Annotated in this window: 1 protein-coding gene; it reads left to right on the top strand. The window is 34.8% G+C overall.

What is annotated here, in order from left to right; translation table 11 throughout:
- Positions 1 to 687 (top strand): recombinase family protein (locus tag ACF91D_RS31165; protein ID WP_392438612.1); only part of this gene is annotated, 687 nt, incomplete at both ends.

The raw sequence follows: 687 nt of genomic DNA, 5'->3' as shown, positions 1-687 counted from the left end.
TTCTAGCGAGTTTTTCAGAATTTGAAAGAAATAATATTGTCGAGAATGTATTCATGGGACAAACTCGACGTGCTCAAGAAGGCTATTATCAAGGCAATTTGCCATTAGGCTATGGTAAGATACCAGATAATAAACATGAACTCATGATTAATCAACATGAAGCCAATATCGTTAAATACATCTTTGAATCATATGCGAAAGGACATGGATATCGTAAAATTGCTAATGCTCTCAATCATAAAGGTTATGTCACTAAAAAAGATAATCCATTTAGTATTTCAGCTGTTACTTATATTCTCTCAAACCCATTCTATATTGGTAAAATTCAATTCGCGAAATACAAAGATTGGAATGATAAACGACGTAAAGGCTTGAATGATAATCCAGTAATTGCTGAAGGCAAACACACGGCTATTATTAGTCAAGATTTATGGGACAAAGTACAATCACGTAAAAAACAAGTAAGCCAAAAACCCCAAGTACATGGTAAAGGAACAAACCTTTTGACGAGCCTAATTTTTTGTGAGAAATGCGGCGCCACATATGCTGCTTCCACTACTACTAATACACTTAAAGATGGCACCAAAAAACGCATTCGCTATTATTCATGTAGTAATTTTCGCAATAAAGGGTCAAAAGTGTGTTCCGCGAACAGCGTACGAGCTGATGTAATAGAAAAATATGTTA

This window comes from Staphylococcus sp. 231237_7MaSpsaltlick (assembly GCF_043107035.1).
This window is presented reverse-complemented; position numbering and strand designations above follow the sequence as displayed.